This is a genomic window from Thalassospiraceae bacterium LMO-JJ14 (assembly GCA_021555105.2).
Taxonomy (GTDB): Bacteria; Pseudomonadota; Alphaproteobacteria; order Rhodospirillales; family Casp-alpha2; genus UBA4479.
Genome location: CP134604.1, coordinates 2,780,469 through 2,802,603, shown reverse-complemented (window position 1 = coordinate 2,802,603; position 22,135 = coordinate 2,780,469). Strand labels below are relative to the sequence as shown.

The 22,135-nt window shown below is 62.2% G+C and carries 22 protein-coding genes; 7 read left to right on the top strand and 15 right to left on the bottom strand.

Features of this window, described 5'->3' with window-relative positions; genetic code table 11:
• Positions 1–3: 3 nt before the first annotated feature.
• The 3 genes from L2D14_13190 (at position 4) to L2D14_13180 (ending at position 2,721) form a co-directional block, all read left to right on the top strand.
• A complete protein-coding gene (locus L2D14_13190) occupies positions 4–906 on the top strand; it encodes an ABC transporter permease (protein WNJ98820.1) in 903 nt (300 codons plus the stop codon).
• Between the two features lie 79 nt (positions 907–985).
• Complete coding sequence (locus L2D14_13185) at positions 986–2,509, top strand: M81 family metallopeptidase (GenBank protein ID WNJ98819.1); 1,524 nt, start codon at positions 986–988, stop codon at positions 2,507–2,509.
• Positions 2,488–2,721, top strand: coding sequence for a hypothetical protein (locus L2D14_13180; GenBank protein ID WNJ98818.1), 234 nt, complete (start codon positions 2,488–2,490; stop codon positions 2,719–2,721). The genes L2D14_13185 and L2D14_13180 overlap by 22 nt, the downstream gene beginning before the upstream one ends.
• Positions 2,722–2,769: 48 nt before the next feature.
• Here L2D14_13180 and L2D14_13175 read toward each other — a convergent pair whose 3' ends face one another.
• The 7 genes from L2D14_13175 to L2D14_13145 form a co-directional block, all read right to left on the bottom strand.
• Positions 2,770–3,525 (bottom strand): SDR family oxidoreductase, encoded by a 756-nt coding sequence (locus L2D14_13175; GenBank protein ID WNJ98817.1) that lies wholly within the window; start codon positions 3,523–3,525, stop codon positions 2,770–2,772.
• Complete coding sequence (locus L2D14_13170) at positions 3,525–4,280, bottom strand: SDR family oxidoreductase (protein WNJ98816.1); 756 nt, start codon at positions 4,278–4,280, stop codon at positions 3,525–3,527. Before L2D14_13170 ends, L2D14_13175 begins: the two co-directional genes overlap by 1 nt.
• 62 nt (positions 4,281–4,342) lie before the next feature.
• Positions 4,343–5,020 carry an RraA family protein gene (locus L2D14_13165; protein WNJ98815.1) on the bottom strand — a complete coding sequence of 226 codons (678 nt, stop codon included), beginning with the start codon at positions 5,018–5,020 and terminating at the stop codon, positions 4,343–4,345.
• Between the two features lie 25 nt (positions 5,021–5,045).
• Positions 5,046–6,050, bottom strand: coding sequence for an amidohydrolase family protein (locus tag L2D14_13160; GenBank protein ID WNJ98814.1), 1,005 nt, complete (start codon positions 6,048–6,050; stop codon positions 5,046–5,048).
• A 12-nt stretch (positions 6,051–6,062) separates the two neighbouring features.
• Positions 6,063–6,881 carry an enoyl-CoA hydratase gene (locus tag L2D14_13155; GenBank protein WNJ98813.1) on the bottom strand — a complete coding sequence of 273 codons (819 nt, stop codon included), beginning with the start codon at positions 6,879–6,881 and terminating at the stop codon, positions 6,063–6,065.
• 203 nt (positions 6,882–7,084) lie between these two features.
• Complete coding sequence (locus L2D14_13150) at positions 7,085–7,885, bottom strand: hypothetical protein (protein WNJ98812.1); 801 nt, start codon at positions 7,883–7,885, stop codon at positions 7,085–7,087.
• Between the two features lie 57 nt (positions 7,886–7,942).
• The gene (locus L2D14_13145; GenBank protein ID WNJ98811.1) at positions 7,943–8,746 is read right to left on the bottom strand and encodes a hypothetical protein; all 804 of its coding nucleotides are present in this window, start codon (positions 8,744–8,746) and stop codon (positions 7,943–7,945) included.
• A gap of 149 nt (positions 8,747–8,895) precedes the next feature.
• Here L2D14_13145 and L2D14_13140 point away from each other — a divergent pair, with 149 nt between their 5' ends.
• On the top strand, positions 8,896–10,497 hold the full coding sequence (locus L2D14_13140) for a rhodanese-like domain-containing protein (protein ID WNJ98810.1): 1,602 nt from the start codon (positions 8,896–8,898) through the stop codon (positions 10,495–10,497).
• 123 nt (positions 10,498–10,620) lie between these two features.
• On the top strand, positions 10,621–11,682 hold the full coding sequence (locus tag L2D14_13135) for an isocitrate/isopropylmalate dehydrogenase family protein (GenBank protein WNJ98809.1): 1,062 nt from the start codon (positions 10,621–10,623) through the stop codon (positions 11,680–11,682).
• Positions 11,683–11,760: 78 nt separating this feature from the next.
• Here L2D14_13135 and L2D14_13130 read toward each other — a convergent pair whose 3' ends face one another.
• The 3 genes from L2D14_13130 to L2D14_13120 are packed head-to-tail and all read right to left on the bottom strand — an operon-like array spanning position 11,761 to position 14,810.
• A complete protein-coding gene (locus L2D14_13130) occupies positions 11,761–12,609 on the bottom strand; it encodes a DUF1932 domain-containing protein (GenBank protein ID WNJ98808.1) in 849 nt (282 codons plus the stop codon).
• Positions 12,606–13,973, bottom strand: coding sequence for an MmgE/PrpD family protein (locus L2D14_13125; protein ID WNJ98807.1), 1,368 nt, complete (start codon positions 13,971–13,973; stop codon positions 12,606–12,608). The genes L2D14_13130 and L2D14_13125 overlap by 4 nt, the downstream gene beginning before the upstream one ends.
• Positions 13,974–14,000: 27 nt before the next feature.
• Positions 14,001–14,810, bottom strand: a complete 810-nt coding sequence (locus tag L2D14_13120; protein ID WNJ98806.1) for an enoyl-CoA hydratase — start codon at positions 14,808–14,810, stop codon at positions 14,001–14,003.
• Between the two features lie 331 nt (positions 14,811–15,141).
• Here L2D14_13120 and L2D14_13115 point away from each other — a divergent pair, with 331 nt between their 5' ends.
• Positions 15,142–16,362: an MFS transporter gene (locus tag L2D14_13115; GenBank protein ID WNJ98805.1), complete on the top strand. Its 1,221-nt coding sequence runs from the start codon at positions 15,142–15,144 to the stop codon at positions 16,360–16,362.
• Positions 16,363–16,508: 146 nt separating this feature from the next.
• On the opposite strand, the gene L2D14_13110 is transcribed toward L2D14_13115, so the two are convergent.
• From L2D14_13110 to L2D14_13090, 5 genes are all read right to left on the bottom strand, one after another.
• Positions 16,509–16,835 carry a chaperone modulator CbpM gene (locus tag L2D14_13110; protein ID WNJ98804.1) on the bottom strand — a complete coding sequence of 109 codons (327 nt, stop codon included), beginning with the start codon at positions 16,833–16,835 and terminating at the stop codon, positions 16,509–16,511.
• A 4-nt stretch (positions 16,836–16,839) separates the two neighbouring features.
• Positions 16,840–17,754 carry a DnaJ C-terminal domain-containing protein gene (locus L2D14_13105; GenBank protein ID WNJ98803.1) on the bottom strand — a complete coding sequence of 305 codons (915 nt, stop codon included), beginning with the start codon at positions 17,752–17,754 and terminating at the stop codon, positions 16,840–16,842.
• A 509-nt stretch (positions 17,755–18,263) separates the two neighbouring features.
• Positions 18,264–18,938, bottom strand: coding sequence for a DsbA family protein (locus tag L2D14_13100; protein ID WNJ98802.1), 675 nt, complete (start codon positions 18,936–18,938; stop codon positions 18,264–18,266).
• A complete protein-coding gene (locus tag L2D14_13095; protein ID WNJ98801.1) occupies positions 18,938–19,804 on the bottom strand; it encodes an alpha/beta hydrolase in 867 nt (288 codons plus the stop codon). Before L2D14_13095 ends, L2D14_13100 begins: the two co-directional genes overlap by 1 nt.
• A gap of 67 nt (positions 19,805–19,871) precedes the next feature.
• Positions 19,872–20,492, bottom strand: coding sequence for a glutathione S-transferase family protein (locus L2D14_13090; protein ID WNJ98800.1), 621 nt, complete (start codon positions 20,490–20,492; stop codon positions 19,872–19,874).
• 162 nt (positions 20,493–20,654) lie between these two features.
• Here L2D14_13090 and L2D14_13085 point away from each other — a divergent pair, with 162 nt between their 5' ends.
• Positions 20,655–22,052 (top strand): tetratricopeptide repeat protein, encoded by a 1,398-nt coding sequence (locus L2D14_13085; protein ID WNJ98799.1) that lies wholly within the window; start codon positions 20,655–20,657, stop codon positions 22,050–22,052.
• The last annotated feature ends 83 nt before the right edge of the window (positions 22,053–22,135 follow it).

Here is a 22,135-nt window from a genome sequence, read left to right as displayed (position 1 = left end):
AATATGACAACCATTACTGAATCAGCTGTTGAAGCACAGGTTGAGGAACTCGGTGATAAAACACCGTTTTTCCAAGCGGCCTTGAAAATGGCCCGCAAGCAGCCGATTGGCGTTGCCGGTCTGGCGGTCGTGGTCCTGATGATTTTCGCCTCGATCTTCGCGCCGTGGCTGACGCCGTACCATCCGGAATACAACGACTTCACAGCTATGCTGACCGCGCCGAATGCCGAATACATTCTCGGCACCGATCAGTTCGGCCGCGATATCTTCACCCGGATTATCTATGGTGCGCGTACGGCCCTGTTCGTCGGCTTCACGGCGGCCACCATCGGTGCCGTGCTGGGCCTCGTGCTCGGTGTCGCTTCGGCGTACTTCGGCGGCATCTTCGATCTGGTCTTCCAGCGCGTCATGGACGTGTTCATGGCGTTCCCGCTGATCATTCTGGCGCTGGCCGTTGTTGCCACGCTGGGGACCGGGACCGAAAACGTGATCATCGCCATTACCATTCCGTTCGTGCCGCAGTGCGCGCGGGTGGTGCGGTCCAACGCACTGGCGATCCGTGAAATACCTTATGTCGATGCGGCGCGTGCGCTCGGTTTCGGCCATGCGCGTATCATCCTGCGTCACATGGCGCCGAACGTCATGGCGCCTTTCCTGATCCTGTTCACCGCCTTCGTCGGTCAGGCGATCCTGCTCGAAGCCTCGCTGTCGTACCTCGGCATGGGCGTGCAGGAGCCGACACCGGCCTGGGGGCTGATGCTTCAGGGCGGGGCCGAGGAATACGCCGAGAGCGCACCTTGGGTCGCGATCTGGCCCGGGGTGGCGATTTCACTCGCCGTGTTCGGGTTCAACCTGTTCGGGGACGCGGTTCGCGATACCCTGGATCCGAGACTGCGCTCGCGCTGATCCGGACAACACTGTTAAATAAGGGGTGCCTTGATTGTCAGGGTGCCCCTTTTTCTTGTCAGATAACTCGAGGTAGGAAATGACAAAACGCGTCGCTGTTCTGGGTTTCATGTTGGAAAGCAACCGCTTCTCGCCGGTCACGACGGAAGCCGATTACCGCAAGCGCTGTTATATGCAGGGTGACGAGATCACCAGGGAGCTCGCCAGCGCGGCGCCGCGTCTGCCTTCCGAAGTGGTCGGTTTCGTTTCGGAAATGAACGCGCTCGGGCAGGACTGGGAACTTGTTCCCATCGTCGTCGCCGATGCCGAGCCGGGCGGCTCCATCGATCAGGAATTCTTCTGGGCGACGCTGAAGCTGATGGAAGGCTATCTGCGCGCGGCCGGAAAACTGGACGGGGTTTATGTGGTCAGCCACGGTGCCATGCGCGCGACGGAAGAATACGACCCCGACGCCCGTGTCTACGAGATGGTCCGCGACGTCGTCGGCCACGAAGTGCCGCTGATCGCGACGCTCGATCTGCATGCCAATGTGTCCGAGCCGATGGCGACGCTGACCGACGTCCTGGTGGCCTACCTGACAAACCCGCATGTCGATCAGCGCGAACGTGCCGCCGAGGCCGCGCACATCATGGTCGAAATGTGGGGCGGCATGACGCCGCACCAGCACTTCATCAAGGTGCCGATCGCGGCGCCGACGGTGACGCTGCTGACCGCCGAAGGGCCTTATGCGGACCTGATCGACTATGGCCAGACGAAGGCCGGCGGCGATATTCTCAATGTCTCGGTGACGGCCGGGTTCATTTATTCCGACAGTCCGAAGTGCGGTATGTCGGTCCTCGTCACGTCGAGAAACGATCCGGCGCCGGCCAGGCACCTGGCCGAAGACATTGCCGAACGCGCCTGGGCGTCGCGGGAACGCTTCCGCAAGGAACTGACGCCGCTCGGCCGCGCCAGCGAACTTGCAGCAGCGCTCGGCCGCGACCCGTCGCTGGCCGCCTGCATCATGGCCGACGTCGCCGACAATCCGGGCGGCGGCGGCAGCGGCAATACGACCTTTATCGCCCATGCCTTTACCGAGGCCGGCGTCGACGGTGCGTTCATCGGCCTGATGATCGACCCGGCCGTCGCCGCCCAGGCGCACGAAGCGGGCGAGGGGGCGCATCTGAACGTCACCTTCAATGCCGACCCGCGTACTGAATTCGACGCGCCGCTCAGCCTCGACGTCACGGTCGAGAAACTGACCGACGGTTCGTTCACCGGCCGCCGCGGGCTGCTCAAGGGGCGCGCCATCGAGCTTGGCCCCTGCGCGCTGCTGAAATGCGGCGGCGTGCTGATCGGCGTGGCGTCGAACCGCAAGCAATGCGCGGACCCGACGATGATCGAACAGTTCGGTCTCGATATCGCTGATCTGCGGACCGTCGTCGTCAAGTCGCGCGGTCACTTTCGGGCCGGGTTCGACGAGTATTTCCCGCCCGAAAACGTGCTCGAGATCGATTGCCCGGGATTGACGTCGCCGGTGTTGAAGAATTTCAACTGGGCCGATCTGGTGCGTCCGGTGTATCCACTCGATGAGGAAGCGACATGGGACGGTCCACCGTCGTAACGGTTTTGCTTTTGTTTGCGCTGTGCGCCCAGCCGTGCGCGGCGCGTGCGGATGAAAAGCCTGCACCACAGAATGCCACGCCCATCGACCGCGGCTTCGGCCAGGGCGATGCGTGCTTCGGCGACAAGCACGAGACGGACGACGACCTGAAAACCGGCAACGAGCCGGCTGTGCAGGAGGCCCTCAGGCTGCTGCTCGGCCCGGGGAGCTAAGGCGTTTCACCATAGCTATGGCCGTCAGGCCGTCACGAAGGAGAGGGCCTAAGCACCGCCCATGTAAATGCCGCCGTCGACGTGCAGGCATTGCGCGGTGATATACGCGCCTTCCGGGCGGCACAGATGGCGGATCATGGCGGCGATTTCGCCGGTCGTTCCCAAACGCTCGATCGGCCGTCCGGCGCCCGACGTCGAGCGCTTGCCGGCGGACGTGCCGCGCACCGTATCGATATGGCCGGGCGCCACCATATTGGCGGTGATGCCGCGCGCACCGAATTCGCTGGCGATGGACCGGGTCAGCGACAACAGCCCCATCTTCGCAGCGCCCACGTGGGCGCGGCCCGGCGGTGCGGTATGCGCGCTGCTCCCGCCCAGCGCAACGATCCGCCCGTGGCCGTTTTCCAGCATGTGCGGAATGGCTGCCTTGGCCAGCACGAACGGCGCTTCAAGGTCCATGGTCATGACCTCGCGCCATTCGGAAAGCGGGATGTCGATAAGTGAATGCTGACGGCGGATACCCGCATTGAGCACCAGGATATCGAGCCGGCCGAAGGCGTCGACGGCGGCGGAAATCAATCCTTCCGCCTGCGCCGGATCGGCGATGTCGGCCATGTGATGGATGGCGCGCCCGCCCTCGGTCTCGATTTCCGCTACCGTGGCCATTGCCGCCGCTTCGTCCGTCTTGCCGTTGATGACGAGCGATGCCCCGTCGGCGGCCAGCATCAGTGCCGTCTCGCGGCCGATGTTCTTGGCTGAGCCCGTGACGACGGCGACCTGACCGGAAAGCGGCTTCTCCCCCATCAACTGCCGCCCATATACATACCGCCGTTGACGTGCATGATCTGACCGGTCACGTACGCGCTCTCCGGCAGGCACAGGTAGTGCACCATGCTCGCGACCTCGTCGGTGGTGCCCTTGCGTGCGATCGGGGCATTGACTTTGATCGGCGGAAGCGCGCCCGCAGATGCCGGCCGCTCGGTGTCGATGAACCCGGGCGAGACGCAGTTGACGGTGATGCCGTGCTCGCCGAACTCGACGGCGAGGCCGCGGGTGAAGCCGGCAAGCCCGGATTTCGAGACCAGGCTGTGAACCCGTGAACTGGTGCCCATGTGCCACGCAACGCCGCCCAATGTCACGATCCGCCCCCAGCCTTTCTCCAGCATATGCGGGATGCAGGCTTGCGAACCATGAAACGCCCCGTCGAGAGAGATATCGATCACGCGCCGCCACTGTTCCTGGGTAATCTCCAGAAACGGGACCTGCGCACGTGACGAGGCATTGAGCACCAGGATATCGACGCCGCCCAATTCGTCCTTGGCGCGTGCGGCCATGGCGTCCACGGCGGCTTTGTCCGTGACGTCAGCCATGCAGACAATTGCCTTTTGACCGATGTCTCTTATTTCCTGGGCGACCGTTTCGGCGGCGTTGGTATCGGAGACAGCGTTGACGACGATGTTTGCGCCGGCGTGCGCCAGCCTGTGCGCGATGGCGCGGCCGATATTGCGCGCCGATCCCGTGACCAGTGCGGTTTTGCCGTTAAGCGGTTTGTCGCTCATTCGAATACTCTCCCTTGCGCCTAAAGTCGGGTTTTGTTTATCAACGAAGGTGGTGGTGCCGTTCAATCGACATATTCGCAGCCTTTGGCGGCAAGAGCCTCGTCGACCCAACTGCGGTCGACCGTTCCTTCCTTGATCTGCTTGAGCTGTGCGACTTCCGCCTTCTGTTTTGCCTTTGCCGCTTCCAGCACGCTCTGCGCGTGTTCGCGGGGCACGCAGAGAACACCGTCGCCGTCGCCGAGGATCAGATCCCCCGGATTGATGACCATCCCGGATAAGGAAATCGGAAAGCCGATCTCGCCGGGACCGTCCTTGTACGGACCGCGATGCGTGGCGCCGAGCGCGTAGATCGGCAGGTTGATTTCCAACAGCTCGTCGCGATCGCGGACCGAACCGTTGATGACGAAGCCGGCGACACCGCGCACCATTGCGTGCGTGACCATCATCTCGCCGATCATCGAGTTGGTCGGATCGCCGCCGGAATCGCAGACGATGATGTCGCCCGGTGCGGCGGCGTCCAGGGCCTTGTGCAGCAAAAGGTTGTCACCCGGCCGGGTGCGTACGGTGAAGGCGGGGCCCGCCATCACGCCGTCACGGTGGTAGGGACGCAATGCCGGACCGCCCGCATCCATCCGTCCCATGGAATCGCTGACGTTGGCGACGGGCAGCGGTTTGAACTGTTCGGTCAGACCGGCGGAGACCCGCTCCCAGTTGCGTTTGATGCGAAATCCTAAAGTCATGCTTGTGCTCCCATATTGCCGCAGCTTATTCGCCGGGGACTTTGAGCCGCTTAAAGACGCGGCGTGCGTTTTTGTGGAAAATTTTCTCGCGGTCGTCGTCCGACAGCATCGGGCTTGCTTCGATGTAGCGCCGTGTGTCGTCAAAATACTGGCCGGTATCGGGGTCGATGCTGCGCACGGCGCCGACCATCTCGGAGGCGAACAGCACATTGTCGACCGGTACGACCCCCGTCAGCAGGTTGATGCCCGGCTGATGGTAGACGCAGGTATCGAAATAGAGGTTGTTTTCCATTAACTGCGCCGGTTCCGGTTTGTCCATATCGATGGCCAGTCCGCGGTAGCGGCCCCAGTGATACGGGACGGCGCCGCCGCCGTGGGGGATGATGATCTTCAGCGCCGGAAAGCGTTCGAACAGGTCCGATTCCAGTATCTGCATAAACGCGCTCGTATCGGCGTTGATGTAGTGTGCGCCGGTGAAATGGAAGTTCGGATTGCACGAGCTGCTGACGTGGATCATCGCCGGCACGTCAAGCTCGCAGAGCGCTTCGTACATGCCGAACCACCATGGGTCTGTCAGCGGCGGATCGGTCCACATACCACCGCTGGGATCCGGATTCAGGTTGCAGCCGATGAAGCCCATTTCCTCGACGCACCGTTTCAACTCGGGAACGGCGTTCGTGGGCGAGACGCCCGGCGATTGCGGCAGTTGGCAGACCGGCGCGAAGTTTTCCGGGAACAGGTCGCAGACGCGGCGGATTTGATCATTGCAGATTCGGCTCCACGCGATACTGATTCTTTCGTCACCCAGGTGGTGGCCCATGCTGCCGGCGCGGGGCGAAAATATAGTGAGATCGGTGCCGCGTTCCTTTTGCAGGCGCAACTGATTTCCCTCAATCGCCTCGCGGATTTCATCGTCGCTGACTTTCGGGCCGTCGGGGTCGAGCGCAGGATCGCCAGCGAGCTGCGCGTCCCGCCATTTCTGATGTTGCGGCGGCAGAGTCGTAAAGTGTCCGTGGCAATCGATAATCATGAATATCTCCCTTTATTCGCCGGTGAAGTCAGGCTTTTGCTTGTCGACGAAGGCGGTGACGCCCTTGCGAAAATCCTGGCTCATGGCGCACGACACGAAGCTTTCGGTCTCAAAACCCAATTGCGTATCCATGTCGTTGTCGGAACTTTCCAGCAAAAGCCGCTTGGTTTTCGCATAGGCATACGTCGGTCCGGCGGCGAGGCGCCCTGCCAGCTTGCCGACCTCGGCCTCGAAGTCCGCTTCCGCCACGACACGGTTGATCAGGCCCCATTCCAGTGCCTTCTCAGGGCCGAAGCGGTCGCCCAGCAGCGCGATTTCCATGGCCCGCTTCATGCCCAGCGTGCGTGGCAGATGCCATGTCGAGCCGCCGTCCGGGCTGGTGCCGAGGTGACAGTAGGCGAGGGTGAAGACGCCGCCTTCCTGGGCGATCACCAGATCGCAGCCGAGCATCAGGCTGAAGCCCGCACCGGCGACGGCCCCCTTGACCGCACAGATGACCGGCATCGGCAGGTTGTACATGTTATCGACGATGATGTGGATGCGGCTGAGAATAGACGTAAACCAGGCGCGGGCTTCGTCGTCGTTGTCGGTAAATTCCTCGAACTTGCTTTTGAAGCGTTTGACGTCACCGCCGGCCATGAAGTGATCGCCGGCCCCTGTCAGGACCACACAGCGGACATCCTTGGCTTTGCGCAAAGCGCCGGTGATGTCGATCAGCGCCGTCACCACATCGTCGTTGATGGCGTTCAGGCTGTCGGGGCGATTGATGGTGATGGTGGCGATGCCGCCCGAGATATCGAGCCGCACGGTATCGTTCGGTGATGCGATCATTGCACCCAGATCCTCCCAGTATTGCTTCGGCTTGATTGGCCTTGCGGTCAGTTTAGCGGACCGGATGGCGGGGTGCCAGACGCTATGAACACCCCCTCACCTAACCTCTCCCCCTGAAAGGGGGAGAGGGATGGGGTCGCAGTTTTTTTCAGGGTCCCTCTCCCACAATATGGGGGAGGGACAGGTGAGGGAGATGAGGCGGATCAGCTACCCGGCTGGTTCTGCCAGTAGTCGATATTCAGGTTCCGCAGCAGGTCGTCATGCTGATAGTCGATACAGCGTTTGAGGCCGCTCAGCCGGTATGTGCTTTTGCCGTCGATGCAGTCATTGAACGCATCACGGGCGCCGTTCAGGCCCGGGTGCGCGGCGTTCAGCGGCAGTTCGTCGCCAATCGCGCTCTGCCACATGCCGTCAAAGTTCTTGGCCGTAATCGGGCCGTCGGCAGGCAGGGCCGCATTCAGCTTGGCCAGCAGTTGCGCCGTCGCCGCCTTCGGGGTGCGGTCGACATATCCTTCGCCATGCGCGCGGAGCGAATCGGTAACGAAAGCGATTTCATCCGCCGTCAGCGGATTGGGGTCGTTGGCTTCCGGGACCGGGATCAGCGATGCCTGCTGCCAGACGACGAGCTTCGCCGTGCTGGCGCCGAGCGCTTTCATGCGGCCCAGTTCGATGGACGCGGCAACGGACATGAACCCGCGGTGTTCCATGAAGGTCATGTGATCTCCGGCAGGGACACGCACTTCTACGCCCTTGTCATCGGCGAGAACCAGCGTGAAATGTTCTGGCCGTGCCGGCACATAGGCCGTCCCCATCGACGGCGAGGGGCGTTCGCGTTGCAGGCAATACGTCGACAGTTCGGCGACGCAGATGCCCTCTGTGCAGGTTAGATCAATACCGCTTTCGAGCGGCAGGGCCGCAAGAATCTGCGGCGCGGCGCCGGCCTTGTGGGAAATGAACGAGAAACCAACTGCCACGGCGGCGGCAAACAGAAATTGTCGTCTCATAGCGTGTGACCTCCTCCAATGTTAACGGATGAGGCCAGCACCGGACGTGCGTCTGTCTTAATAGCCGGGCTGGCTCTCCCAATAGTCGGTATTCAACTTCATGATCTCGCCGTCATGCCTGAATTCCAGGCAACTCTTGATGCCGCCCATGGAATGATATGACGAACGCGTCTGGCACCAGTCGTAAATGTCACGGGCGCGGCGGATACCTTCGGAATTCGCCGGATGCGCCGGACCCAGGCCCTTGATGACATCGCGCCACAGTTGCTCAAGGCTTTCCGGATTCACGGCCTGGCGCGGGACGATTGTCGCGGCCATGCGGTTGATCACCGAAGCCGCCTCGGCATCGGGCTGGGCATCGACGACTTCGCTGCCGTGCTGGCGCAGTGACTGCGAAGCAAAGGCCATTTCCTGCTCGGTAATCGGGTTCGGGTCGCCCGCTTCGGGGGCGGGCACCAGTACCGCGCGGCTAGCGGCGACGAACTTCGCCGATACACCGCCCAGTTTGGCCAGCGCGTCCTTGCCGATCACGGCGTTAACCGACGAATAGCCGCGGACAGTGCGGAATGTGACATGCTCCGTCGCGGGAACTGATTTCTCGGTACCGTCTTCGGCGACGACGACAAGGCTGAATTGATCGTCGGCCGCCGGCAGGTAGGCCTGGCCGGTCGACGGTACGCCGCGTTCACGCTGCAGGCAGTAGCTGCTGAGAGACGTCGTACATATAGCGCCGCTGCAGTCCATCTGCTGCGGGCCAAGTGATGCCATTACGGCGAGGATTTGCGGTGCGGCCTGAACGGGCGACGTCGAAACCGCGAACAACGCCGTAAATGCAGAAAGCAACATAAACATGCGTTTCATGGCTCAATTGTCCTCTAACTATGTAAAAAAGCAAGTTCTAGTTAATAATGATATATGCAACTAAAACCGAGACACAAGAGGACCGGGAGTTGACAGCGGCGTGGGCACTGGCGACCATCCGTGGCTATATCTGGAGGAACCCACTGAAAATGACTGCCACGAACGCCAAGGCGCTGACTGCCGAACAGGTCCGTACACTTATTCTGAACCGCGATGAAACCGAAGTTGCCGTGATCGATGTCCGCCCCGGCGGCACGTTCGGCGATGCTCATCTGTTGTGGGCCAATTCAGTGCCGCTAACAACGCTGGAGATCGAAATTCTCGACCGTGTGCCGCGTCTGAGTACCCCGGTCGTGCTGTGCGGCTATGATGCATCGGACGACGGCATCGTCTCGCGCGCAGCGGCGAAAATGACGCTCATGGGCTACAGCGATCTTTCGTATCTGATCGACGGTGTCAAAGGCTGGGAAGCGGCGGGGTTCGAAGTGTTTTCCGGTGTTAACGTCCCGTCCAAGGCGTTCGGCGAGTTTGTCGAGCACACCTATGACACACCGCGCATTCCGGCCACCGAACTGAAGCGCATGATGGACGATGGCACCGACATGGTGGTGCTCGATTCCCGCCCGATGAGCGAATACCACGCCATGAACATTCCGCTGGGCGTCGACGTGCCGGGCGCGGAACTTGCGCTTCGCGTGCACGATATCGCGCCGGACCCGGAAACCACTGTCGTCGTCAATTGCGCCGGGCGGACCCGCTCGATCATCGGCTGCCAGTCGCTCAGGAACGCCGGGATTCCGAACAAGGTCGTGGCGCTGGAAAACGGCACCATGGGCTGGCATCTGGCGGGTTTCGATCTGGAATACGGCAATACGCGCAAGTACGGCGAACTTACGCCGGATGGCTTGGCGCGTGCGCAGGCGTGCGCCGACCACGTGCGTGAACGCTTCGGCGTCAAGATAATCGACGCGGTGACGTTGGCGGAATGGCAGAACGATGCGGGCCGGACGACTTATGTTCTCGATGTCCGCGATCCGGAAGAATTTACAGCCGCGCATGTGCCGGGGTCGCGCCCGGCGCCGGGCGGGCAACTGGTGCAGGCAACGGACCGCTACGTCGGCACGTTGGGAGCGCGGATCGTCTGCGTCGATGACAACGCAGTGCGCGCCACCATGACCGCGTCGTGGCTGGTGCAGATCGGCTGGGACGCCTGCGTGCTGGAACCCGGCGCGCTGGATATGTCGGAAAGCGGGGCGCACGTCCCGGCGATGCCGGATGTGCCGGATGTGCCGGTGATCGATGCTGTGGCGCTCGCCGCGCGCATGATCCAGACGCATGTCGTCGATCTCGGCAATTCACTGGCGCACCGGAACAATCACATTCCGGGTTCGCACTTTGCGATCCGCGCCAACATGCCGGAAAATCTGGCTCCGCTCTCGAACGACCGGCCGATTGCGTTGACGTCGAAGGACGGAATCATCGCCGCCTTCGCCGCCGCCGACCTGATCGCCGCCGGCATCGAACGGGAGGTGTTGGTGCTGCAAGGCGGGACGGACGCCTGGAAGGCTGCCGGCCTGCCGCTGACGGACGGATTCGAGAACAATCTCGATGAAAGTGTCGACGTCTGGTATCGGCCCTACGACATGGACGATGCGCAGGAAGGGGCGATGAAGCAGTACCTGAGCTGGGAAGTGAACCTCGTCGCCCAGATCGAGCGCGACGGCACGACCGACTTCAAGGTGTTCGCGTAACAAGCTCTTACGTGGGCACCGTCACCAACATCATCCCAAACTTGATTTGGGATCCATGAGGTCATGGACCCTGAATCGAGTTCAGGGTGACAATAGGATAGTCATACGAAGGAAAGAAACAGCATGAAGATCATGGTTCTGCCGGGCGACGGCATCGGTCCGGAAATTATGGATGCGACGCTGAAGGTTGTGCGCGCGCTCGACGATAAATACGGCCTCGGCTTCGACCTGCAGACCCGCGAAATCGGCCTGGCGTCGCTGGCGACGCGCGGCTCCACGCTGCCCGACGACGTGGTCGAGGAATGCAAGGAAGCCGACGGCACGATCCTCGGCCCCGTTGACAGCTATGCCTATCCGCCGCGCGACCAGGGCGGCGTCAATCCGTCCGGGACCATGCGCAAGGAGCTCGATCTGTACGCCAACATCCGTCCGTCGAAAACGTATCAAGGCGTGCCGTCGATGGCGGCGCACATGGACATGGTCGTGGTGCGTGAAAACACCGAAGGCTTTTATGCCGACCGCAACATGTTCTTAGGGAGCGGCGAGTTCATGCCGACCGAAGACGTGGCGCTTTCGGTCCGCAAGATCACCCGGCAGGGATCGCGTCGCATCGCCAAGCAGGCGTTTGAGATGGCGGCGCGGCGCCGCAAGAAGGTGACGGTGGTGCACAAGGCAAACGTGCTCAAGGTGACGGACGGGCTGTTCCTGCACGAGGTCATGGCCGAAGCCGAAGCCTGGCCCGATATCGAGGTCGAGGAACTGATCATCGACGCCGCGACGGCGCACCTGATCCGCCGCCCGGCCGACTTCGACGTGCTGGTGACGACCAACATGTACGGCGATATCCTGTCCGACGAATGCGCGGAACTTTGCGGCGGTCTCGGCCTCGGCGGCTCGATCAATGCCGGTGACAACGTGGCGATCGCGCAGGCCGCACACGGCTCGGCGCCCGATATCGCCGGGCAGGGCAAGGCCAACCCGTCGGCACTGATGGTCTCGGTTGCCATGCTCATGGACTGGATGGGCAGCCGCACCAATGCCAACAATCTGATCGAAGCGGCGGCGGCGTTTCAGGGCGCGGTCGAAGCAACCCTTGCCGACGAAACGGCGCACACACCGGACCTCGGCGGTAAGGGTTCGACGTCGTCGTTCGGCGATGCGGTGGCGGCGAAGGTCGGGGAGTAAGCAACCCCTTTCCCTGTCCCTCTCCCTTGGGAGAGGGAGGGGCCCGCGAACGAAGTGAGTGGGAGGGAGAGGAGACTCTCAGTCCTTGCCGATGATCGCCAGCACCTCGTGGAAGCTCTTCGGGCCTTCGGTGCCGAATTTCTCCTTCAGGCCGTGATCGGCGGCCCAGCGGATGCGCTTCGCGGCGGATGACGCCATCATCGGCTCGATGCCCAGTTCGCGGAGCGTTTCCGCCACCTGATCCATCTCGGCGGCGCGGCGCGTACCGTGCACGGCGGTGCGGCCCAGCATGTGGTGCGCCAGCTCGACCCAGTCGATGCCGGGATAGCCTTCGCCGACGGACTCCAGCACCTGTTCGGCGGCGCCGTACTTGTCGGCGCCCAGCACGCATTCCTGCAACAGCGCCTCGAGCCCCTTGATCATTACCGATCTGAACATTTTCGTCGCCGCGGCGCGGCCGTAGTCGGGGCCGAGGTCGGTCATGTTCATGGCGAACGGGATGAGCTGCGTGATCACGTCCGGCACCGCTTCGCCGCACAGCAGCATCGGCACCGTGTGGCGCGGTCCCGGTACCGAGCCCATGACCGAGCATTCGACGAAACGTCCGCCCGCGCCGTTGATGACGTCGGCGATCTTTTTCTTGGTGCCCGGCGAGACCGAGTTGATGTCGATATAGATCTGTCCGGGCGCGAGCAACGGCACGCACATTTCCGCGACCTCGAGCGCGACCGAGGCGGTGACGGCGGAAAACACGATATCGCGTCCGGCAATGGCGCCCGCCGCATCCGGATATTCCGTGACACCGTCGACATGACGGCATTCCAGCGCATAGGCGGTGATATCGGAAAGGCCCTGTTCGAGCAGCCCGGCGGCGATGTTCGATCCCGCTTCACCGAAACCGATGAAGCCCAGTTTCGGCCCGCTCATTCCGCAGCCGCCCGTCCGGCCGGATACAGATCACTGACACTCGCCAGCTTTTCCAGCGACCAGACCGCGGCTTCGAGTGCCGCCGTGCGTTCGGCGCCGATTTCCGGTTCCGCCAGCTCGCGGTATTTTTCCGACAGTTCGGCGTCGCTCAGCGGAGAGTCGGGGTCGCCCTTGCGCGTCGGCGCATAGAATTCATGCACGCTGCCGTCGGTCAGCGTGATCTTGACCCTGGCCGAGCGGCGTTTCGGGAACGCGGCGTCGCAGTCGTCGTCCTTGCTCACGAACACTTTTTTCGCGAGTTCATGGAGCTTCGGATCGGCACGGCGCTCGTCGGTGAAGGCCTTCATCCGGCAACTGCCGTCATACAGTGCGACGGCGGTGCAATAGGGCAGGCTGAACTTGGCCTCGAACGCCGAGGTGGTTTCCTGCGCCCCGACGATCTCCACCGCCGGGCCGTAGGTGCCGGCATCGATGCGCTGGACGTCCTCGGGGGTGAAGCCGTGATCTTTCTGCAGTTGCAGCGCGCCATCGATGGCGGCGTGGCCGTGTCCGCATGCGGCGTGGTTCTTGACGGTCATGCGCAGGATCGTGAAGTCGTCGCCCAGCGTTGCCGCCGCTTTCGACCAGTCGACGCCTGCGCACATGGCGTTGCCGAAGCCGCGTTCGCCTTCGAGCATGTCCTGAATACCGGTCACGCCGGCACCGGCGGAAAGTGCGCACATGATGCCGGTGTCGGCCGCATGCCCGCCGTGCATCGGCTTCGACATGCCGTCGCCGCGGAACGCCTGTTGCAGTCCGGCCGCCAGCGTCCCCGCATTGGCCAGCGCATTCAGCGATTGTTCGTCGTCAAGGCCCAGGATCGTGCACGCCGCCGCCGCCGCGCCGAAGGTGCCGACGGTGCCCGTCGTGTGCCAGAACGCATAGTGCGCCGGATTGACGGTCTCGGCGATGCGGTTAGACACCTCGTAACCCGCGATCACGCCGCGCAGCAGCGTCTCGCCCGACACCCCTCTTGCTTCGGCGATGGCCAGCGCGGCGGAGATCACCGGCACGCCGGGATGATAGATGCCGTCACGGTAGATGTCGTCGAATTCGACGGTGTGGCTGGCGGCGCCGTTGATCAGCGCCGCCGTCCGGGCATCGGTCACCTCGCCGCCGGGATACAGCCTGGCCCCGCCGCGCCCCAGCATGTCGGCGAAGGCGACCTTCAGCAGGCTGGCCGGCGCCACCGCGCCGCCGGGCAGGGTCGCACCGAAATAGTCCAGCACGCAGCGCTTGGCCGCGTGCCACACCGCATCGTCGAAATCGCGCGTCCGGGCATCGGCGCAGAATTTGGCGAACGGGGTAAGGACGACGTCTCCCATGATGATTGCTCCCTTACTTGTTCCGGATTACCGGCCCTTGAATTCGGCTTTGCGCTTTTCCATGAACGCGCGCCGGCCTTCGATATAGTCCTCGGACTTGAAGCAGTCGTCGACGATGGATGCGCAAAGCGCGTGATCGCGGTCCGAGTCGTCCTTCAGGCATTCCTTGACCACAACCTTGACCGCCTTGATCGTCAGCGGCGCGTTGCCGGCGATGGTGGCGGCATAATCGGCGATATAGGCATCGAATTCGCCGCGCGGGATGACCCGGTTGAAGTAGTTCATACGCTCGGCTTCGTCGGCGGTGAATTTGCGCGCTGTATAGAACAACTCCATCGAATAGCTCGGGCCGATGATGTCGACCAGCGGCTTCAGGCCGTCGACCCGGTAGCCGAGACCCAGCTTGGCGGCGGGAATGGCGATGATCGAGTCGTCGGTGGCGATACGCATGTCGCAACACGTCGCAATGCCGACGCCGCCGCCGACGCAGAAGCCTTCGATGGCGGCGATGGTCGGCTTGTCGATGGTGCGCAGCAGGTCGGACGAGCGCTCGACCGCCTCGTTATAGATTTTCACGCTTTCCTCGGACGAGCGGTTCTTCTCGAACTCGGAAATATCGGCCCCGGCGCAGAACGCCTTGCCGCCTTCGCCCGAGACGATGACGACGCGGATGTTGTCGTCAGCGGCGAAGTCCTCGATGGCTTTGCCGAGATCCTGCCACATGCCGAGCGTCATGGCGTTGCGGCGCGTCTGGTTGTCCATCTTGACGCGGCCGATGGCGCCGTCCTTTTCGACGATCAGGCGTTTCACGGGGGCATCGTTACCGGCATCCGGCATGGCAGTCTCCTCAGTCAGATTTGGTTGTGTGATCGTATGTTGATTTGCCCTCATTCTCGCGCGCGGATCGGCGTGCTGCAAGGGGGGTACTGTTTGAGAATCTCAAAAATCGTCATCCCCGCGAAAGCGGGGACCTAGATTAATCGACGCCAAGACTGGGTTCCCGCTTTCGCGGGAATGACGACGGATAATGAAGAGGCGATAACGCGAAAACCGAGACAGCGGGCACGTTCACCAGTGCCTTTGCGTTTGTCACATTCGTTGCGCCGCATATAATCCCAGCGAGTTAATACGAGCCAGTTAATACTCACCAGGCAACACCGGGGGAAACATGGGCGAGCGGATTGTACGACTGACGGGTCTGGGCGTGCGTGAACAGATTCCGGCGTGGGTGGTTTCGCTCGGTCACGGGGCGACGCACTGGATCGCCGCCACGTTCTATCTGGTGCTGCCGTATCTGACCGAGGAACTGGGCCTCAGCTATACCGAGGCCGGTTTGCTGGTCTCGACATTCCACGCTTCATCGTTCGTCGCCAACTTCGGGTCGGGCATGGTCGTCGATGTGTTGGGGCGGCGCGTGCTGGTGCAGGCGGTTTCGCTGCTGGCGGGCGCGGCGGCGCTGATGATGTTCGGTTTCGCGGGCGGGCTGGTGGTGCTGATCGTGCTGGTCATGGTCATTGGCGGCACCAACAATCTGTGGCACCCGGCGGCGATTTCGTTCCTGTCGGGGATGTATCCGAAGAACCGCGGCTATGTGCTGTCGATCCACACGCTGGGCGCGTCATTGGGCGACAGTCTGGCGCCGCTGTGTATCGGCGCGGTGCTGGCGGCGCTCAGTTGGCGCGACACGGCGTTCTGGGGCAGCATGCCGGTGATTGTCGTCGCGGCGCTGATCATGTTGTCGATCGCGCGCATGGACAAGGACGCCGACGGTCAGGTTTCCAACAAGATCACGGTCCGCGAATACTTCACCGGCCTCAAGGCGATGTTCACCGACAAGGCGGCGATGGGCCTGTGCCTGATGGCCGGCTTCCGCTCGATGACGCAGAACGGTCTGCTGATGTTCATACCGATCTATCTCGCCAACGTGCTCAAGGTCGGACCGTTCATGACCGGTGTCGGCATGTTCGCGATGCAGCTCGGCGGCTTCTTCGCCGGGCCGGTTGCCGGTGCCTGGTCGGACAGGATCGGCCGCCGTCCGGTGGTGCTGGGGGCGGCCACCGGGACCACCGTGGTCGTCACGTTCCTCGCCATCGCGCAAAGCGAATACCTGTTCATCGCCGGGGTTTCGGCGCTCGGCTTCGTGCTGTTCGCGATCCGCCCGGTGATCCATAGCTGGATGATGGACCTGACGCCGCCCTCGATGCACGGCAGTGCGACAAGCGCGCTGTTCGGCGTGCAGTCGGGGCTGTCGCTGATCATTCCGATGCTGGGTGGCTGGATCGCCGATCTGTACGGCGTCGGCGCGGTGTTCTATCTGCTGGCCGCGACCATGCTCATGGCCAACGTGCTCGTCGCCATGCTGCCGGACGCGGAAAAGATCGAGGAGTAGGAGAGCCTCCTCACCTGTCCTCTCCTCCATGAATGGAGGAGAGGGACTCTCGTATCAAGGCACGTATCGCTCTCATCCCTCTCCCCCTTTAAGGGGGAGAGGCTAGGCGAGGGGGTATTGATAAAGTGAGGGAGGTGACCGCCGCGTCACGTCTCGGATTTTTCCAGAGCTTCGACGATCGACCGGCGCACATCGTCAGGCTGCGCGCTGACGGCGTCGGCGAGGCAGCGGAGCTGACGGCGCAGGCCATGCACCTGATCGAGTAGCGGCAGGATCACCTCCATTGCGTCGTCGCCCAGTTCAAGCTCGGTCGAAAACTCATGGATCAGACCGACCCGGGCGACGTCGATTTCGCGGAACCGGTAACCCTCCCGGCCACGCTCGGGCTTGACCCAGCCTTGTTCGATCCAGATGTGCAGCGTTTCACGCGGCAGGTCCATGTAGCGCTCGAGAATTTCCTGTTCATGCATCATGGCGTTATCCTTCCGCGTCTTTGCGTGGGTCGTAGCCGTGGTCCTTGGCCCATTCCTCAAGGAAGCCCTTGAGCGCTTCGTCCGGTTCTTTCGGCAGCTTGACGACGAGCTTCACAAGCTGATCGCCGGCGGCATGCTTGCCATGTGCCTCGACACCCTTGCCCTTGAGCCGCAGAATATCGCCACTGTTCGAGCCGGGCGGGATGGTCATCATCACCGTGCCCCGGACCGTCGGCACGGGCATCTTCGCACCGAGGACAGCCTCGTTGAGTGCGACCGGCAGATCGACAAGGATATCCCGGTCACGGCGGACGAAGTCCGGGTGCGGTTTGACGTGGACCTCGACATGCGCATCTCCGGGCTCGCCGCCGCCAAGGCCGGGCATTCCCTTGCCGCGGAGCCGGAGAATCTGACCGTCGCGGTGACCGGGCGGAATGGTAATGTCGAGCGACTTGCCGTCGGGCATGGTGATACGCTTTTTCGCGCCGTTGACGGCTTCGAGGAAGGATACCTCCATCCGGTATCCGACGTCGCCGCCACGCATGCGGATGTGGGCCTTTCCGCCGCCCTGGCGTTGCTGTGCGCGGAAGATGTCGGCGAAGATGTCGTCCAGATCGTCATACCCGGCGCGCGATGCATATGGATGATCGCCACCGGCATCGGCGTATTCGCGGTAGAACTGGCGCTGTGTCTCGTTGCCTTCGGCATCGATCTCGCCGGCATCGTAGCGGCGGCGTTTTTCTTCGTCTGACAGCACGTTGTAGGCGGCCTGAACTTTCTTGAAGGTTTCCTCGGCCGCCTTGTCGCCGGGGTTGAGGTCAGGGTGATGCTTCTTCGCCCGGGTGCGGTGCGCCTTCTTTATCTCGTCCTGTGTCGCGGTCTTCTTGACGCCAAGCACATCGTATAACTCGTCCGCCACGGCCTGACTCCTTTGGCTGGTATTCGATCTACGGTCTGTCCGCCATCATGATATGGGCCGGTAAATGCCTATTGGAAGGCCACCGGACACCAGGATATTGCCATACTCGACTATTTTGTACGAGAGGGGGGGGCAATTATGGGCTCTGCCTTTTGCGGCGCCTCATCCTAGGCGTACCGCCGACGCAGGCGGGGGCCAGTCAAACCATTTCACAATTGAACCACAGAGGCGCCGAGAACACAGAGGTGCTGCAATTTGGCGCGTCCTCTGTACCTCTGTACCTCTGTGGTTTAAGTGAATTAAGGATTCCCGCCTGCGCGGTAAAGCCGGGCCGCCAATGTGCTGGTCGCCATGCTGCCGGACTCAGAGAAGATCGGGGGGTAGGGCCTCCTCACCTGTCCTCTCCTCCATGAATGGAGGAGAGGGACTCTCGTATCGATGCACGGTCCGCTCTCGTCCCTCTCCCCCTTGCAGGGGGAGAGGTTAGGTGAGGGGGTGGAGCGACAACGTCAGGCCCGTTCTTCGAGCCCGTCCTTGAGCATGCGCCACAATAAAATATCGACGCGATCTTCGCCGAAGAAGGTTTCGCCATTATAGACCATCAGCGGCACGCCCCAGTGATCGGACGCTTCCTGTGCGGCTTCGTTCTCGGCGATGACCGCCTCAAAGCGTTCGGGATCGGCCTCGATATCCGCCATCAACGCATGCCCGTTGAGGCCGGCGGCGTTCATGGCGTTCAAAAGATGATCGCCCTGGTGCCAGTTGTCGGTCGAACCATCCCACAATAGACGCATGACTTCGTCGAGAAACGGCAACCCGGCGTCGCGCACCTGCGCCGCCGCGCACAGTAGCGTCAGGGTGCGGATATAGGGCTGGTCCCTGGCGACCTCCATCGTTGCCTCGTCCTGGATGATCGGGTCGGGGACCGGCGGGCGGCGGAACGGAATACCCAGATATTCGGCCATACGCGTGCAATCCTGCGTGTGGTAGCGCCGGTACTTCGGGTTCACGGTTTTGAAGAAACCGGGCGTGCGCACGGCAATCGGCCACACTGGGCGGATGTTGATGAAGCAGTGAAAATTGCGTTCGATCTCGATCAGGCGGTCGAGGGCGAGATAGCAAAACGGGCTGCGCATCGACCAGAACACGTCGACGGAGAATTTGTCGATCGGGGGCGTCGGCATCAGAGCCCCATCAGCTCGCGCATGCGGGTATTGAGCTGACAGCCTTCGGTCGAGAAATCGCCGAGGATGGTGAAGTGGTTGAGACCCGGTGCGACGATTTCCTCGACCGTCAGACCGGCGTCGCCCCACGGGCCCGCCAGCATCTTGTTATGGCGCAGGAACTCGGGCGTCTCGGCACCGCCGACGGCGCACACCAGCGGCGCGCTGACAGTCGGCTTCAGATACTTCGGGCTGTAATCGGCGACGGTCTGTTCGGTGAAGCCGAGTGTCGTGTTCATGTAATTGAGGCGGATCGGCTCCAGATCGTAAAGACCCGACAGCGCCATGCCGCCCTTGATGGCGCCGGACGGCACGCCCCATTCATCCCAGTCGGTGGCGAACATCATGCCGGTCACATGACCGCCGGCGGAATGACCGGAGATATAGATGCGTTCCGGATCGCCGCCGTGATCGGCGGCGTTGTCATAGGTCCACTTCACCGAGGCGCGGCACTGGCGCACCAGTTCGGCCATATCGACGTCGGGGATCAGCGCATAGTTGACGGCGACGACCATCGCGCCGGCGGGGGCGAACCCGGCGGGGATGAAACGGAAGTCGTTCTTGTGGCGGGAAAACCAGTAGCCGCCGTGAAAGAAGATCAGCACCGGCGCCGCTTCGTCGCTTTCGTGCGCCGGATAGACGTCGACGGCTTCGGCCGGGGTGTCGCCGAACGCAAGGTCGAACGCGTGCGGCGCTTTGGCGATGAATTTCTCGCCCCGCGCCATCAAGGCGGCGAGCACGTCGGGATGTTCCGGCACGCGTTCGCGGTTGTTGTATTGCCAGTCCAGCTGGTCCTGCGTGAAGTCGGCGTAGACCTTGTCGCTCATGTGATATCCCCCAAATCGATGTGCATTTTTATGTATATGGAAACGCTGTTAGTGAATGCCACCTCAATCAGGTGAGGGGCAGCATGACATTTTCCTGATAGGCGAGGCGTGACGCCAGACTTTCATACCAGCGCTTGAGATGCGGCAGGTCGGGACGCGCGAGATCGAGATTGTGCCAGCGGTACGCCGCGCAGCCGAGCGGCACGTCGCCCATGCTCGGCGCGGTGCCGGTCATGAACGGATTGTCGGCAAGGTGCGCATCGACGATGGCCCATGTCTTCGCGGCTTGCGCCAGTGCCTTGTCGAAGGCGGCGGCATCGCGTTTCTCGGGTGGGGTGCGGACCAGCGTCCAGAACAGCACCGTCATGTCCGGGTGCAGGGTCGTCAGATAGAAATCCATCCACTGATGGGCGAGGAAGGTATCTTCGATCTTCGCCGGCTTCCAGGGGGCGGAGCCGTATTTTTCCGCCAGATAACGGACGATGGTATTGGACTCCCAAAGGATGAAGCCGTCGTCCTCGATGGTGGGGACGCGGCCGTTCGGGTTCTTCGCCAGATAATCCGCCTGGTCGTTGCCACCGAACGCACCACCGACATCGACCCGCTCGACATCCAGTCCGATCTCGGCAGCGATCCACATGACCTTCTGCACGTTGATCGAATTCGCGCGTCCTAAAACACGTACCATTTTGTCTTCCCCCAAATTGAAGATGCGCACCGTAGCATTCGGTATTTGGGAACGCGAGCCGGCTTTGAAAAGGCACGATTGCCGATTTTGCGGACGGCTGTCAGTATCGCGGTCGCACGTTGGTTATTGCAATTTGTTCTGCGCAAGGAGCAGCCCCCGACGATGAACGAGCGCACGTTCGAACCAGACTCCCCGGAACCGGAAGTAAAAGCGGCTTATGCGCTCTATAAGCGCGCTGAATTCGTTAACGCGGTCACCGCTGCCCGGGAAAATATGCAGGCTTGTGCAGATAAAATCAGTCTGTCGCTGGTGCTGGCGCTTTCGCTCCGGCGTCTCGGCCGGCAAAACGAGGCGCTTGCGGTTTTGCGGGAAACCCTCGAGGCCGCGCCCGGACGCGCCGATATCTGGACGCTGCAGGGCATGTGCCAGCGCGATCTAGGGGCGCGCGAACAGGCGCAGATCAGCTTCCGCAGCGCGCTCAAGGCCGACGAATCCTACGTCCGCGCACGCTATCATCTGGCCGTCGTGACGCAGGAAATGGGCCACGATGTCGAGGCCGTGCCGCTGTTCAAATGGTATCTGCAGACCGACACCGGCGGGCGCAACGCGCTGGCCTGGAGTCTCCTCGGCGTTTCCCATAGACGCTTGAAACAATTCAAGGAATCGGTTCAAGCCATGGAGCGGGCGATTGCCCTCAACCCGACCGATATCCCGACCCGCAACGCGCTCGTGATCACCCATTTTCAGGCCGGCAACGAGGCCGAATGCGTCAAGGCGGCGGCGGTTGCGCTGGAGATGAAGGATGCCTTTGCGACGGCACAGTTCGCCCGCCTGGACCTGGGACTCGAGCTTACGCACCGCGATGCGCCGTTCGATCCGCTGGCGCGCGAGAAGAACATCATTTCCTTCAGCCTGTGGGGCGATGATCCGGTCTATACCCACGGCGCCATCGTCAACGCCCAGATCGCACCGCACATCTATCCAAGCTGGCGCTGCCGGTTTTATTGCGATGACAGCGTGCCTGCCCCGGTGATCGAGGAACTCCGCCGTCTCGGGGCGGAAATCCACATCATCCGCGACCCGAAGATCGTCGAATTGAAGCCGTTGTGGCGGTTCCTGGTATCCGACGACGCAACGGTCGAGCGCTTCATTTGCCGCGATGCGGATTCCCGTCTCAACATGCAGGAAGCGGTGGCCGTCGACGACTGGATCAAATCAGGCCGGCTGTTTCACGTGATGCGCGATCACCCGTATCACATGGAGGTTATTTTGGCCGGGATGTGGGGCGGTGTGACACGGGTGTTGCCGAATATCCGCGCGCTTGCCGGTGTGGCGATGGGCTACAGCCGTAACAAGTGGAACGATCAGGAATTCCTGCGGGACGTCGTCTGGCCATTGATCCGCGACCATGCTCAGGTCCATGACAGCGTGTTCCGGTTCAGAGGTGCAGACGACTTCCCGCCCGCCTGCCGACTGCCCGGACAGATCCATGTCGGGGGTGCCGTGAAGAGCATGCCGCCGTGGCCGGTTCCGGCCTGGTTTTCGTCAAAAAACGGCTGAAATACGCCTTAAACCCGGCACTAAGAGCACCCCTCTGAGCTTAGTCGGCAAAAGCTTCGGATTTTCATGACATTTGATCTATT